Below are 12,169 nucleotides of genomic sequence, written 5' to 3'. Positions count from 1 at the left end.
GGGCCTTCCGGCGCTCTCGGTGACGCGGCTGGCGGAATGGAGCCGGTCACGAAGCATGCAGACCTGTCGAGGCCCGGCTCAGCGCAGGCGTGCGCGGACCCGTCAAAGGGTGACAGGCGCGCGGCGCTTCGCGAGGCATCCACGGTGCTCGTGAGCGCGTGCCTGCTCGGGGAAGCCTGCCGGTACGACGGTCGCTCGCAGCGTTCTGAGAGAGTGCTCGCGGCGCTGGAGGGCAAGGCCGTCGTTCCCGTCTGTCCCGAAGTAGGTTCGGGCCTGCCCATCCCTCGTCCTCCCGTGGACCTCTGTGGTGGCTCGGGTGTCGATGTCTGGGCCGGACAGGCGCGGGCGCTGGAGCGAGAAGCTCGCGTCGACCGGACCGAGGACTTCAAGCGAGGCGCCCAGTTGGCCCTGGAGGCCGCGCGCAACTTCGGTGCTTCAGTAGCGCTGTTGAAGGAGAAGAGCCCCTCCTGTGGCAGCCAGCGCGTCTACGAATCCGGAGTCCTTCGCCCCGGGGAAGGCATCACCACCGCCCTGCTGCGCGCCCACGACGTCACCGTCGTCAGCGACGAGGAGCTGTAGCCGGCCAGCCACGTCCGGGACCGACGGGGCACCCAGCACGGGCCATTCGCATCAGTCCAGCGCCTTCAGCACCTCGAACAGCCGGGTCATCAAGCCGTGCAGTTCCCGGGTCTCGTCCGTGCCCAGGCGCCTGGCCACCCGCCGGTCTATCTCCACCAGCTTCGTCGTCCCATGCCGCATGGCCGCGATGCCCTTCTCCGTCAGCAGCACCCTGCGAGCACGGGCATCATCCGGGTCCGGCTCAACACGCACCGCGCCGAACTCCGCGAGCTCCGCGATGACCGGCTGCACCGCCTGCTTCGTCACCCCGAGGCTGCGTGCGAGCTCGGTGATGCGCACGCCCTCTGGATTCTCCAGATACGGCAGGAGCCGCGCGTGGACCTCGCGCATCATGGGCCAGCCGGCCTCGCTGTTGACCGCCCGCATCCCCAGCTCGTTGAACAACTGCCCACACCGGATGAGCACGTAACCCAGGCTGCTGGCCTGAAGCTTCTTCACGTCCTCGAGCGCGTCCTTCCTCTTCATCGGTCAAGTCTACTTGACTTAATTGGTCAAGCACCATTGACTATCATCCCATGCAAGTTCCCGCCTGGGTCGACCGCGAGGCATTTCCCTTCAACGTGCGTGAGGTGGCAGGGCTGTCGGTGGTGGACGAGGGCCAGGGTCCGCCCATCGTCTTCGTGCATGGAACGCCCACCTGGTCCTTCGAGTGGCGCGCGCTCATCAGCGCCTTCTCCACCACCCATCGCTGCATCGCGGTGGACCACCTGGGCTTCGGCCTGTCACCACGGCCTCCGGACGCGGACTACTCGCCCGAAGCCCATGCGCGCCGCTTCGCCGCGGTCATCGAGGCGCTGGACCTCCCCCGCTTCACCCTGGTGGCCCACGACTTCGGCGGCCCCATCTCCCTCGACTTCGCGCTCGCCCATCCGGAGCGAATCGAGCGCGTGGTGCTCATCAACACCATCGCCTGGCCCTTCGTCGACGAGCCCTCACTCGCGAGGGCCGCGCGCATGGCGGGGGGCGGGCTCTTCCGCTGGCTGTATCGGAACCTGAATCTCTCGTTCCTCATCGCGAAGTCGGCCTGGGGCAAGGGCCCGCGTCCCGAGAAGACGTGGAGCCAGTACACCCGCATGTTCCCCGACCCCGACTCTCGCGAGCGCGTGCTCTGGGCCCTCGCGAAGAGCCTCAGCGCGTCCACGCCCTTCTTCCAGTCGCTCTGGGAGCGGCGTGAACGATTCGCGAAGACGCCCCTCCACTTCATCTGGGGCCTGCGCGACGGCGCCTTCCCGCCCGCGGTCCTCGAGCGGTTCCGGAAGGCCTGGCCTCACGCCACCGTGGACACCCTCGCCGACGCGGGCCACTGGCCCCACGAGGAGGCCCCAGGGGCCTGCGTCGACTTCCTGAAGCGCGCCCTGAAGAGCCCCTCTGGTTCGAACTGAGCGCTCAGCTCAGCTCCGCGCCAGCACGAGTTCATCGCCGTCGCGGGGCGCGAAGCACGCCTCCACGTCCGACTCCGAGACATCGCCCAACGTGCCCGGGTGCCAGCGCGGCTTGTTGTCCTTGTCCACCAGCACCGCGCGGATGCCCTCGCGGAAGTCCGCGCGCGCCGTCATCGACTGGCTCAGCCGGTACTCCACCGTCACCATCTCGTCATAGTCCCGCGTGCGCCCCATCCGGAGCTGCCGCAGCGAGACCTTGAGGCTCGTCGGGCACATGTGCACCAGCGTCGCCCACGTCTGCTGGGCCCACGCCGTGCCCTCCGCCTCCAACGCCTGCTGGATGTCCTCCACCCGCTCCGCCGCGAAGCACCGGTCCATCGCCGCGTGCTGCGTGGCCAGCACCGACGTCCCCGCGTCCGCGTGGAAGCTCCCGAGAATCCGCTCCACCACCGCGCCCGCCGGCCCCGGCCCCCACTCCGCCCCCACCAGCGCCTCCAGCACGGAGTCCAGTCGCGCCGACTCCACGTGGTGCGTCCCGTAGCCGAGCCACATCGCGTCCGCAGCGCCACACCGGGCCCCCGTCAGCCCCAGGTACGTCCCGGACTCGCCCGGGAAGCGCGGCAGGAACCAGCCGCCCCCCACATCCGGGAACAGGCCAATCCCCGTCTCCGGCATCGCCAGCACCAGCTTCTCGGTGACGACGCGGTATGCACCATGGATGGACAAGCCCAGTCCGCCCCCCATGCAGATGCCGTCCACCAGGGAGATGTACGGCTTGCCGAAGTGGTGGATGCGATGGTTCAACGCGTACTCGGCGCGGAAGAACTCTCGCGACAAGCGCTCCGGGTCCGCCCCCCGCGACTCCACCGTCGAGGCCGCCACGGCGCGCACGTCTCCGCCCGCGCAGAAGGCCCGCCCGCCCGCTCCCCGGACGACCACGGCCTTCACTGCCGGGTCCGCCGCCCACGCCTCCAACTGGGGCAGCAGCCGCCGGCACATCTCCAGATTCAGCGCATTCAGTGCCTTCGGGCGGTCCAACGTCACCACGCCCACCGCACCTCGCATCTCTGTCCGCACGCTGTCGCTCATGTGAGGCCCGAATATCAGTCCTCCCAAGCAGGCGCGCACGATTCAGGGTCCTCCGACGCCCCCGGCCGCGCTATGGGTGGGAAACCATGACACCTTCCGACACGCCCCTGCGCGCCGCCGTGTTCGACATGGACGGCACCCTCGTCGACAACATGGTGTTCCACAACCAGGCCTGGGTGGCGCTCGCGCGCAAGCTCGGCCTGTCCCTCACCGCCGACGACTTCCAGACCCGCTTCGCCGGCAAGAAGAACGAAGAAATCCTCCCGGAGCTGCTGGGGCGCGCGCTCGCCACCGACGAGCTGGAGCGGCTCGCGGACGAGAAGGAGAACCACTACCGCACCCTCTACCGGCCCCACCTGCGACTGCACCGGGGCGCGGAGGCCCTCATCTCCCGCCTGCGCGCGGCTGGCATTCCCATGGCCATCGCCACCGCGGCGCCCCATGGCAACCGGGAGCTGGTGATTGACGGCCTGGGCCTGCGCCCCGTCTTCCACCGCATCGTCGGCGCCGAGGAGGTCTCCCGGGGCAAGCCCTTCCCGGACATCTTCCTCGCGGCCGCCCAGGGCCTGGGCGTGGACCCCTCCCAGTGCCTGGCCTTCGAGGACGCCATCCTCGGCGTCATGTCGGCGCGGGACGCGGGAATGCCCGTGGTGGGCCTCACCACCACGACGTCCGCGATTCAGCTCCGCCAGGCCGGCGCCCTCTGGACGCTCCCGGACTTCACCACCCTTCCGCCCGAGCTGGAGTCCCGCCTCTTCGGCATCGGGAGCTGAAGCCCGGGGCCAGGGGCACCCCGCCCCATCGGCCTTCATGGCGCGCCAAAAGGGAGCCAGCGGTGTGGGACGTTGTGTAGTGTTGCCGGCCTCATGACGTCCGCAGCCAAACTCAAGCTTCCATCGGGTCCATCCCGGCACGTGTATGACGTCATCGTGCTGGGCAGTCAGCTCGGCGGCGCACTCGCGGCCGCGCTGCTCGCCAAGCGCGGCCACCGCGTCCTGATGGTGGAGCACGACGGCATGGGCCCGGGTTACGAGCACGGCGGCTACGTGCTCCCCTACGCGCCCTTCGTCGCGCCGCCCCTCAAGGCCATGCCCGCCGTGGAGGAGGCCCTCACCGAGCTGGGCCTCACCACCACCGTGCAGCGCGCGCTGCGCCCCCACTCCCCCGAGCTGCAGCTCGTCCTGCCCAGAAACCGCATGGACCTGCACTCCGACGCCGCCCGCCGCAAGGCCGAGGTGACGCGCGAGCTGGGCGAAGAGGGCGAGGCGCTCCTGGGCGCGCTGGCCGGCACCACCGCGCAGCACGAGACGAGCGACGCCTTCTTCAAGGCCCACCCCGCCCTTCCTCCCGATGGCTTCTTCGAAGGCTGGGGCCTCAAGAAGCTCATCAAGGCCCACCCCGGGCTGGACACCCCGCCCCGGCTGGCCTCGGACACCCCCGCCGCCGCCCTGGTGCGCGGCCTGCGTCCCTTCATCAACCACCTGGAGAAGCCGGAGTCGCCGCTCGCCCTCACCCGGCCCTTGTCCCAGGTGCTGGCGGCGCCGTCCTATTTCACCGGCGGCCACGACGGCCTGCGCGAGATGCTCACCCGGCGGCTGGCGGAGCTGGGCGGCGACGTGCTCGGGCGCGACAGCCCCACCGGCTTCATCGTCGAGGAGCTGTCCTTCGACGGCAGCAAGTTCGCGGGCGTGAAGCTGGTGCGCTCGGACACGCTCTACCGCGCGGCGTGCATGGTGGCCGCCACCGACTCCGGCGCGCTGCGGCGGCTGGTGACGGACAAGAAGCACCACCGGGGCCTGCTGGAGCACCTGGACCAGTCCAACACCAGGTCCATCCTCTTCACCGTCAACTGGGTGGTGCCGGAGACGGCGCTCCCTCGGGGCCTGGGCGAGCTGACACTCGTGGACACGCAGGACGCGGAGCTGGGCGCCATGCTGCTCCAGCTCCACCCCGCGCGCCCCACGGCCACCAGTGGCAAGGAGCCCAAGGACGCGGAGGGCCTGCGCGTCGTGTGCGCCGGCGTCTTCATCCCCGCCTCCGCCCGGGAGCTGGGCGAGGAGCACCTGCAGGCCCTGGCCACGCGCATCGACGCGCAACTGGACGCGGTGATGCCCTTCACCGCGCAGCACCGGCTCTTGCGCTCGGTGCCCTACCTCGACGCCAGCGGCTCGCGCGGCACGCGGCTGATGCCGCACCCGCTCTACAGCTTCGAATCGAAAGCCGTGCTGGGCGTCACCGGTTTGAGTCAGCGAACCCCGGTGAAGAACCTGCTGCTCGCGGGCCGCGAGGTGCTTCCCGGCCTCGGATTGGAGGGCGAGCTGCTCGCCGGAGTGCGCGCCGCACGCCTGGTTCAAGACATGTTGAAGAAGAAGGATCCGCTGAAGGGCTGATCCAAACGGCTGAAAGGCTGGATTTCCAAGCGGCTTTCTGGCAGGTTCCGCCGCTCTTTATCGGCAGGCGTCCAACGCCCCAGTTTTCAAGGAGTTAGAGGTCATGGCGTGGAAGTGTGACATCTGTGGCAAGCGTCCGCTCGTCGGCAACAACGTCAGCCACGCGAACAACAAGACCAAGAAGCGAACCCTCCCGAACCTGCAGAAGGTCCGGGCCAGCGTCGAGGGCCGCACGGAGCGCGTTCTCGCCTGCACCCGCTGCATCAAAGCGGGCAAGGTGACGAAGGCGGCTTGAAGTAATGCGCTCGGGGGCGGGGTCCTCACGCGCTTCATCAACGAAACTCCCTCCCACCGAGCGGCTTCACCCCCGCGCGGACGACCTTGATCTACGCTCCATCGGGTCGGTCGTCCGCCAGTTACATGACGAGGACGTCGTCGCCGTCCGTGCGGTTCGCTCCGCGTTGCCCGCTGTCATCCAGGCAGCGACGGCCGTGGCGAACGCGTTGCGGGCGGGCGGCAGGTTTCTCTACATCGGTGCCGGCACCAGTGGACGCTTGGGCGTGCTCGACGCCAGCGAGTGTCCTCCTACGTTCGGCAGCTCCCCTTCCCAGGTCCAGGCTCGCATCGCCGGTGGACGCCGGGCGCTGACTCGCGCCGTGGAAGGCGCCGAGGACGACGCCGACGCTGGCGCTTCCGACGTGCGCGCGTTCGACGCGGGGCCTCTCGACGTCGTGTGCGGCATCTCCGCCAGTTCCTCCACGCCCTACGTCCGGGGCGCGCTGCGCGAGGCGAAGCGGCGGGGCGCGCACACGGTGCTGGTGTGCTGCAACCGGCCAGGGACTCGCGCGGACGTGGACACGCTGGTGCTGGCGCGCACGGGGCCGGAGCTGGTGGCCGGATCCACGCGGCTGAAGGCCGGCACGGCGACGAAGCTGATCCTCAACGCCATCACCACCGCGGCCTTCGTGGCGCTGGGCAAGGTGTACCGGGGCCGCATGGTGGACGTGCGTCCCGTCAACGCGAAGCTGCGGGCCCGCGCCGCGCGCATGGTGGCGGAGTTGACGGCGTTGCCCGCCTCGGAGGCCTCGCGCCTCCTGGAAGCGGCGGGGGGGGAGGTGAAGGTCGCCGTGGCCATGCACTTCACGGGGCTGACGGCCCGGGGCGCCCGGAAGCGTCTTCAGGAGAACGGCTTGCGCGCGCTTGGCGCCTCGGGACGTAAGGGTCCGCACGCACGGAGCCCTCGCTCGACCGGCCGCTGACGGCGGAGTGTGGGGGGCGAGCCTTAAACTAGGAGGCATGCGCCTCCAACCTCCCCTCTCCGACTCCCAGCGCCCGCGACTGTGCGTCGGGCTGCTGTCTGGCACCAGCGCGGACGCGGTGGAGGCCGCCCTCTGCGAGGTGACGGGCACCGGCGGCGGCGCCCGCCTGCGCTTGCTGTCCCATGTCTCCACGCCCTTCCCTCCGGAGCTGGTGATCCGGATGCTCGGGCCCCAGGACGCCCACTCGCTGAGCCAGCTCGACTTCGAGCTCGCGGAGCACTTCGCCCGAGCCGCCCTCCAGGCGATTGAGCGGGCGGGACTCAGTCCGTCGGACGTGGCCGCCATCGGCTCGCACGGGCAGACGATGGCGCACCTGCCCCCTGGCACCACGGACTTCCCCTCCACCCTCCAGATTGGAGAGCCCTCCGTCATCGCCGAGCGCACGGGACTGCCCGTCGTCAGCGACTTCCGCACCCGGGACATGGCCGCTGGAGGCCATGGCGCGCCGCTGGTGCCCTACTTCGACTGGGTGGCCTTCCGGAGCGCCGACGCGCCTCGCGCCCTCCAGAACATTGGCGGCATCGCCAACGTGTCCGTCGTCAGCTCCCGCCTGGATGACACCCTCGCCTTCGACACCGGGCCCGGCAACATGGTGTTGGATGGGCTGGCGCGTCGCGTCACCCAGGGCCGCCTCGCTTGTGACCGGGATGGCACGCTGTCGAGACAGGGCCAGGTGATTCCGGAGCTGCTGACGGAGCTGCTCGCGGACACGTTCCTCGCTCAACCTCCGCCGAAGAGCACCGGGCGCGAGCGCTATGGCGACGTCCTGGTGGACCGGCTGTGGGCCGGCTACTCCGCGCGCCCCCATGACTTGATGGCCACGGCGCTGGAGTTCACCGTGGAGAGCACCGCGCGAGCGTACGAGACGTGGGTCCTTCCACGCACTCCAGGTCTGGAGGCAATGTACGCCTCGGGGGGCGGTACCCGGAATCCCCGGCTGATGGAGCGACTGGAGGCGCGGCTGGCCCCCCTTCCCGTCCGCCGGCTTGATACCCTGGGATTCCCGGAAGGGGCGAAGGAAGCGGCCCTGTTCGCGTTGCTGGCGGCCGAATACCTCGTGGGAACCCCAGCGAATGTCCCGTCCGCAACTGGCGCGAAGCGTCGAGTCGTTCTAGGAAAGCTGACACCGTGAGCAGCGTGAACCTGATGGCCCGCGAGGTGGCCGCCAAAATCGTCTTTTACGGACCAGGCTTGTCCGGAAAGACGACCTCGCTGCGGAAGATCTACGAAACCGTCCGGCCCGCGCACCGGGGCGAGATGATGTCCATCGCCACCGAAGGCGACCGGACGCTCTTCTTCGACTTCCTCCCCGTGAAGGTGGAACGCGTTGGCGACTGCTCGGTGCGGCTGGCGCTGTACACCGTGCCGGGCCAGGTCTTCTACAACGCGACTCGGAAGCTGGTGCTCCAGGGCGCCGACGGCGTCGTCTTCGTGGCGGACTCGCAGCCGGACGCCATGGACGCCAACCGCGAGTCGCTGGCGAACCTGGAGGAGAACCTCTACGAGCACGGCATCCGCCTGGACCGCTTCCCACTGGTGATGCAGTGGAACAAGAGGGACTTGGAGAACGTGCTGCCCGTGGAGCAGCTGCGCCAGGAGCTCAACCCGCGCCTCGTGCCGGACTTCGAGACGGCCGCCACCAATGGGCGCGGGGTGCTCGACACGCTCAAGGCCATCACCCGGCTGGTCATCAAGGACCTGCGCGCCAAGCGCATCGTCCCGCCGCCGCGTCCGGTGGCCCCCGTCGGTGGTACGCAGCCCGCGGGCCTGGAGGCGCAGCTCGCCCAGCATCTCCAGCACCGTCAGCCGCCTTCGCAGCACGTGGCCGCGCCCTCGGGCCATGGCCCCGCCGTGGCGATGATGCCGACGCCGGTGCCCCACCGTCCTTCAGGCTCGTTCCCCGCGATTGCGCCGCCTCCTCGGGTGGAGCCCGTGGTGGCTGCTCCGCCTCCGCCCATCGCCCCTGTCTCGCAGGCCGCCTCCACCAAGCTGCTCGGCGCGGTGAGCGCGCTGGCGCCGGGAGACATGTTCGACCACGCGCGTGCCGCCGAGGCCGCGTTCATGGCGGGCAACTACTCCACCTGCGTCACCGCCTGCACGGACGCCATCCGGCGCTCGCTGGCCTTCGCGGGTGAGGGCACGCTGGCGCAGCAGGCGTTCCTGCTCCGCGTGGATGGGGCGGACCTGCTGCGCATCCAGGGCCTGGCCACCCAGCAGCACCTGCGCGTGGATGACGCGGCCTTCGCCCTCTACGTGCTGATGCAGACCTTCGTCCGCCTCAACGCGGTGGGCCTGCCCGCCTCGGAGTAACGCGGACGGCGACGCGCCCCGGAACTTCGCACGGGGCGCGAACCAGACTGGAGGCCGCGGTCAGCGCGGCGCGGTCAGCTGCAACAACCCCATGCGGTGCAGCTTCGCGAGCGTCTTGAGCGTCTCCAGCTCGCGCGCCGGGCTCGCCAGGACGATGGTGGACACGTCCCACGTCCCGCTCACGAGGCCGGCGATCTGCCGCTCCTCCGGCTTGAGCAGCGACATCCCCTGCGGGTCGTGAATCACGAGCGGAATCAGCAACGGCGGCATGTCCGAGTAGAGCGCCGCGACGTGTTCCCGCTGCACCAGTCGAGCAAACTCGCGCACGCGTCGGTCCGCGGGGTCGCTCGCCAGCAGGGACGCGCAGACGATGCCCGCCGCGTCGAACTGGCCCTCGCGCATCAGCACCGCGCCCTTCTCCAGCATCTCCGCCACCGGGTCCGCCTCCACCTGCGGCGCGCCCTCCACCTCTACCAGCTTCGCCCGGAGCAGTTCGTACACCCGCCGCGTCACCGAGGAGCGGGACACGCCCATCGACAGCCGCAGACGGCCCAGGTTCTGCGGCGTCGCGCACAGCCCCAGGATGATCCGGTGCATCAGCGGCTGGCTCGGGCTGGGCGGCGACAACGCGCGGACGCTGAGCGCGTCGATGGGCAGCGCCTTCTCCACGTCCGGCTGCTCATCCACCCAGCGCAGCGACTCGAACAGCAGCTCGCGGATGCTCATGTCGGACGGCACCCAGTCCTCGCCCGAGCGGTCCGCGTCCTCCGTCCAGTGGAACGTGCCTCGCTCGGCGATCGTCAGGTCCGTCATCGCCGCGAACAGCTCCTCGCGGCCCAAATCTCGAATCCACCGCGACTGGAGCCCGTGCACGTCGAAGGCGGCGTCGACATCGGGCGTGCGGGACAGCTCGTCGAAGGCGGCGAGCACCTTGGCCCCCGAGGCGAGCTTCGCCAGCGCCAGGAGCCGGGCCACCCTCCCGCGCAGGCCCTCGGAGGCGGTGGCCCCGACCTGGCCGGAGAGGAGGAAGAGCTTGCGCTCTCCAGCCTCCCAGGAGAGCTGGAGCGTCCCCGTCTTGCGGGAGCTGTCCAGCCATTGAAGGAACTCGGGAAGCGGATAGCTGAAGAGGTCGCCGTGGAGGGCCATGCGTTCTGTTTCGAGGATACAGTCGCGAGCCGTGCGCGTCGCGCTCCTGTTCATCGATGGTGTGGGGATTGGCCGGAAGGACCCGGCCGTCAACCCGCTCGCCCATCGCGAACACCTGCTTTCCTTCTTCCAGGACGCCCCGGGCCCCACCCTGCCGGACGGGGGACGCTGCATCCCCGTGGACACGACGTTCGGCGTGTCCGGAAGGCCCCAGTCCGCCTCGAACCAGACGGCCATCCTCACCGGAGACCCGGCCCCCGCCCTCATCGGCCAGCACGTGCTGGGCTACCCCAACGCCCCCTTGCGCGAGCTGCTCGCGAACCGCTCCATCGTCAAGCGCCTGCTCGAGGCCGGCCGCACCGCCACCTTCGCCAACGCCTACCCCGCGCCCTATCTGGACGCGCTCGGCGTCCCCCGGCGCCCCACCACCCTGCCCCCGGAGTTCACCCCGACGCCCGAGGCCCGGCGCCGCATGAAGCCCTCCGCGTCCAAGCTGGCCTTCGCCGCGGGCCCCGTCCCCCTGCGCACGCTGGAGGACGCCCGGGCCGGAGACGGCCTCACCCCGGACATCACCGGCGCCAACGCGCGCGCCTACGGCCTGCCCGCCCCCGAGCGCACGCCCGAGGAGGCCGCCAATATCTTCTGGCGCGTGGCCTCCGGCTCGGACTTCACCTTCTTCGAGCACTACCTCGCGGACGAGGCCGGACACGCGCAGGACTTCGTCGCGGCCCATGCCGCGCTGGACACCTTCGACGCCTTCCTGCGCGCCGTGGTGGCCCACCGTCCCCCCGAGGCCCGCGTCCTGGTGTGCAGTGACCACGGCAACGTGGAGGACCTGTCCACGCGAGGACACACCCTGCACCCCGTCCCCGTGCTCTACTTCGGCCCACCCGCGCCGGACGTCGACGGCTTCACCACCGTCGCGGACGTGGGGCGCGCGGTGGTGCGTTGGCTCGGGGTGGAGTGAGGCTCGTGACGAAGGGATGGATGCGAAGTCAGGGGAGCCTCGGCCACGCCCTGGTCCTGCTGCTGCTGGGGTTCTTGGCCGGCTGCTCCGCGCCGCGACGGACCACCCTGGCCGTCCCCACCGAGGGCATGCAGAAGCCCGGCACGCCCACCGCCAGCGGAGCGCGAATCACCTTGGAGTTCCAGGCCCGGGACTCCGACTCAGCGACGCAGGTCCGCCTCGCCGTCGAGCGCGCCCTGCCGCGCATGGCCCGCTGGGGCACCTTCGACGACTCCGTCGCCATCATCATCCACCCCAACCACGCCGCCCTGGAGCGCGCCGCCAACCGCCCGGACCATGACTTCCTGCGCGCCTGGGCCCGCTACGAGCAGATTGAGCTCCAGAGCCCCCGCACGTGGACGCTCCTGGGCGCCAGCCAGGCCCAGGTGGACGAGTTGCTGCTGCACGAGCTCACCCACAGCCTGATGTACCAGGTGGCCTCGGACCGGCTGGGCTGGACGCGCAAGGGCATCCCCCTCTGGTTCCGCGAGGGCATGGCCTCGTACACCGCCGAGCAGGGCTACCGCGTCTCCTCCCTCGAGGACCTGGCCCGCTACTGGAGCACCCATCCTCGCGCGGACCCATTGGCGCAGGCCGACGCGCTCTACCGACGCGAGAGCGACATCGTCTACGGCGCCGCCCACCACGCCTTCACCTTCCTGGCCCGGCGCTACGGCGAGCCCGTGGTGCGGGGCATCCTCCACGCCATGAGCCAGGGGCCAGACTTCGCCCAGGCCTTCACCCAGGCCGTGGGCCTCTCTCCCGACGTCTTCCTCCAGGACTTCCGCCGCTACATCCAGTGGCGCGGCTTCAAGGGCGGCCGGCAACTTCGCCTCGCGCCCCCTCCTGAGTCCCTGGACACTCATCCCCCCACTTCACCCTGAGTCA

General features: G+C 70.4%; 13 protein-coding genes. 10 read left to right on the top strand and 3 right to left on the bottom strand.

The features are described from left to right. Nucleotides 1-36: 36 nt before the first annotated feature. Complete coding sequence (locus G4D83_RS30905; protein ID WP_163868446.1) at nucleotides 37-579, top strand: 2-thiouracil desulfurase family protein; 543 nt, start codon at nucleotides 37-39, stop codon at nucleotides 577-579. Between the two features lie 51 nt (nucleotides 580-630). On the opposite strand, the gene G4D83_RS30900 is transcribed toward G4D83_RS30905, so the two are convergent. Next, nucleotides 631-1,104 (bottom strand): MarR family winged helix-turn-helix transcriptional regulator, encoded by a 474-nt coding sequence (locus G4D83_RS30900; RefSeq protein WP_163868445.1) that lies wholly within the window; start codon nucleotides 1,102-1,104, stop codon nucleotides 631-633. A gap of 50 nt (nucleotides 1,105-1,154) precedes the next feature. Between G4D83_RS30900 and G4D83_RS30895 the strand changes: the two genes are divergently transcribed. Beyond that, nucleotides 1,155-2,021 (top strand): alpha/beta fold hydrolase, encoded by an 867-nt coding sequence (locus tag G4D83_RS30895; protein ID WP_163868444.1) that lies wholly within the window; start codon nucleotides 1,155-1,157, stop codon nucleotides 2,019-2,021. Nucleotides 2,022-2,030: 9 nt separating this feature from the next. On the opposite strand, the gene G4D83_RS30890 is transcribed toward G4D83_RS30895, so the two are convergent. Next, entirely contained in the window at nucleotides 2,031-3,110 is a 1,080-nt protein-coding gene (locus G4D83_RS30890) for an enoyl-CoA hydratase/isomerase family protein (protein WP_163868443.1), read from the bottom strand. 86 nt (nucleotides 3,111-3,196) lie between these two features. On the opposite strand from G4D83_RS30890, the gene G4D83_RS30885 reads away from it, so the two are divergent. The 6 genes from G4D83_RS30885 to G4D83_RS30860 all read left to right on the top strand — a co-directional run bounded on the left by G4D83_RS30885 (nucleotide 3,197) and on the right by G4D83_RS30860 (nucleotide 9,129). Beyond that, a complete protein-coding gene (locus G4D83_RS30885) occupies nucleotides 3,197-3,883 on the top strand; it encodes an HAD family hydrolase (RefSeq protein WP_163868442.1) in 687 nt (228 codons plus the stop codon). Between the two features lie 93 nt (nucleotides 3,884-3,976). Then, nucleotides 3,977-5,500 carry an NAD(P)-binding protein gene (locus tag G4D83_RS30880; protein ID WP_163868441.1) on the top strand — a complete coding sequence of 508 codons (1,524 nt, stop codon included), beginning with the start codon at nucleotides 3,977-3,979 and terminating at the stop codon, nucleotides 5,498-5,500. 103 nt (nucleotides 5,501-5,603) lie between these two features. Further along, nucleotides 5,604-5,795, top strand: coding sequence for a 50S ribosomal protein L28 (gene rpmB / locus G4D83_RS30875; RefSeq protein WP_015348676.1), 192 nt, complete (start codon nucleotides 5,604-5,606; stop codon nucleotides 5,793-5,795). A gap of 4 nt (nucleotides 5,796-5,799) precedes the next feature. Further along, a complete protein-coding gene (locus G4D83_RS30870) occupies nucleotides 5,800-6,759 on the top strand; it encodes an N-acetylmuramic acid 6-phosphate etherase (protein WP_163868440.1) in 960 nt (319 codons plus the stop codon). Between the two features lie 37 nt (nucleotides 6,760-6,796). Beyond that, nucleotides 6,797-7,951 (top strand): anhydro-N-acetylmuramic acid kinase, encoded by a 1,155-nt coding sequence (locus G4D83_RS30865; RefSeq protein ID WP_163868439.1) that lies wholly within the window; start codon nucleotides 6,797-6,799, stop codon nucleotides 7,949-7,951. Continuing rightward, complete coding sequence (locus G4D83_RS30860) at nucleotides 7,948-9,129, top strand: GTP-binding protein (protein ID WP_163868438.1); 1,182 nt, start codon at nucleotides 7,948-7,950, stop codon at nucleotides 9,127-9,129. The genes G4D83_RS30865 and G4D83_RS30860 overlap by 4 nt, the downstream gene beginning before the upstream one ends. A gap of 60 nt (nucleotides 9,130-9,189) precedes the next feature. Here G4D83_RS30860 and G4D83_RS30855 read toward each other — a convergent pair whose 3' ends face one another. Then, the gene (locus G4D83_RS30855) at nucleotides 9,190-10,275 is read right to left on the bottom strand and encodes a DUF4388 domain-containing protein (RefSeq protein WP_163868437.1); all 1,086 of its coding nucleotides are present in this window, start codon (nucleotides 10,273-10,275) and stop codon (nucleotides 9,190-9,192) included. 31 nt (nucleotides 10,276-10,306) lie between these two features. On the opposite strand from G4D83_RS30855, the gene G4D83_RS30850 reads away from it, so the two are divergent. Further along, nucleotides 10,307-11,242, top strand: coding sequence for a metalloenzyme (locus G4D83_RS30850; RefSeq protein WP_163868436.1), 936 nt, complete (start codon nucleotides 10,307-10,309; stop codon nucleotides 11,240-11,242). 20 nt (nucleotides 11,243-11,262) lie between these two features. Beyond that, a complete protein-coding gene (locus G4D83_RS30845; RefSeq protein ID WP_163868508.1) occupies nucleotides 11,263-12,165 on the top strand; it encodes a hypothetical protein in 903 nt (300 codons plus the stop codon). The last annotated feature ends 4 nt before the right edge of the window (nucleotides 12,166-12,169 follow it).

Origin of the sequence: Myxococcus eversor (genome assembly GCF_010894455.1) — a bacterium.
GTDB classification, from domain to species: domain Bacteria; phylum Myxococcota; class Myxococcia; order Myxococcales; family Myxococcaceae; genus Myxococcus; species Myxococcus eversor.
Note: the sequence above shows the minus strand (reverse complement) of the source record. Positions and strands in the feature narration are given on the sequence as shown.

What these genes read in the sequence shown, in the direction of transcription:
- G4D83_RS30905 (WP_163868446.1), top strand. Translation starts at nt 37, where the DNA reads ATGGAGCCGGTCACGAAGCATGCAGACCTGTCGAGGCCCGGCTCAGCG.
- G4D83_RS30900 (WP_163868445.1), bottom strand. Translation starts at nt 1,104, where the DNA reads ATGAAGAGGAAGGACGCGCTCGAGGACGTGAAGAAGCTTCAGGCCAGC.
- G4D83_RS30895 (WP_163868444.1), top strand. Translation starts at nt 1,155, where the DNA reads ATGCAAGTTCCCGCCTGGGTCGACCGCGAGGCATTTCCCTTCAACGTG.
- G4D83_RS30890 (WP_163868443.1), bottom strand. Translation starts at nt 3,110, where the DNA reads ATGAGCGACAGCGTGCGGACAGAGATGCGAGGTGCGGTGGGCGTGGTG.
- G4D83_RS30885 (WP_163868442.1), top strand. Translation starts at nt 3,197, where the DNA reads ATGACACCTTCCGACACGCCCCTGCGCGCCGCCGTGTTCGACATGGAC.
- G4D83_RS30880 (WP_163868441.1), top strand. Translation starts at nt 3,977, where the DNA reads ATGACGTCCGCAGCCAAACTCAAGCTTCCATCGGGTCCATCCCGGCAC.
- rpmB (WP_015348676.1), top strand. Translation starts at nt 5,604, where the DNA reads ATGGCGTGGAAGTGTGACATCTGTGGCAAGCGTCCGCTCGTCGGCAAC.
- G4D83_RS30870 (WP_163868440.1), top strand. Translation starts at nt 5,800, where the DNA reads ATGCGCTCGGGGGCGGGGTCCTCACGCGCTTCATCAACGAAACTCCCT.
- G4D83_RS30865 (WP_163868439.1), top strand. Translation starts at nt 6,797, where the DNA reads ATGCGCCTCCAACCTCCCCTCTCCGACTCCCAGCGCCCGCGACTGTGC.
- G4D83_RS30855 (WP_163868437.1), bottom strand. Translation starts at nt 10,275, where the DNA reads ATGGCCCTCCACGGCGACCTCTTCAGCTATCCGCTTCCCGAGTTCCTT.
- G4D83_RS30845 (WP_163868508.1), top strand. Translation starts at nt 11,263, where the DNA reads ATGCGAAGTCAGGGGAGCCTCGGCCACGCCCTGGTCCTGCTGCTGCTG.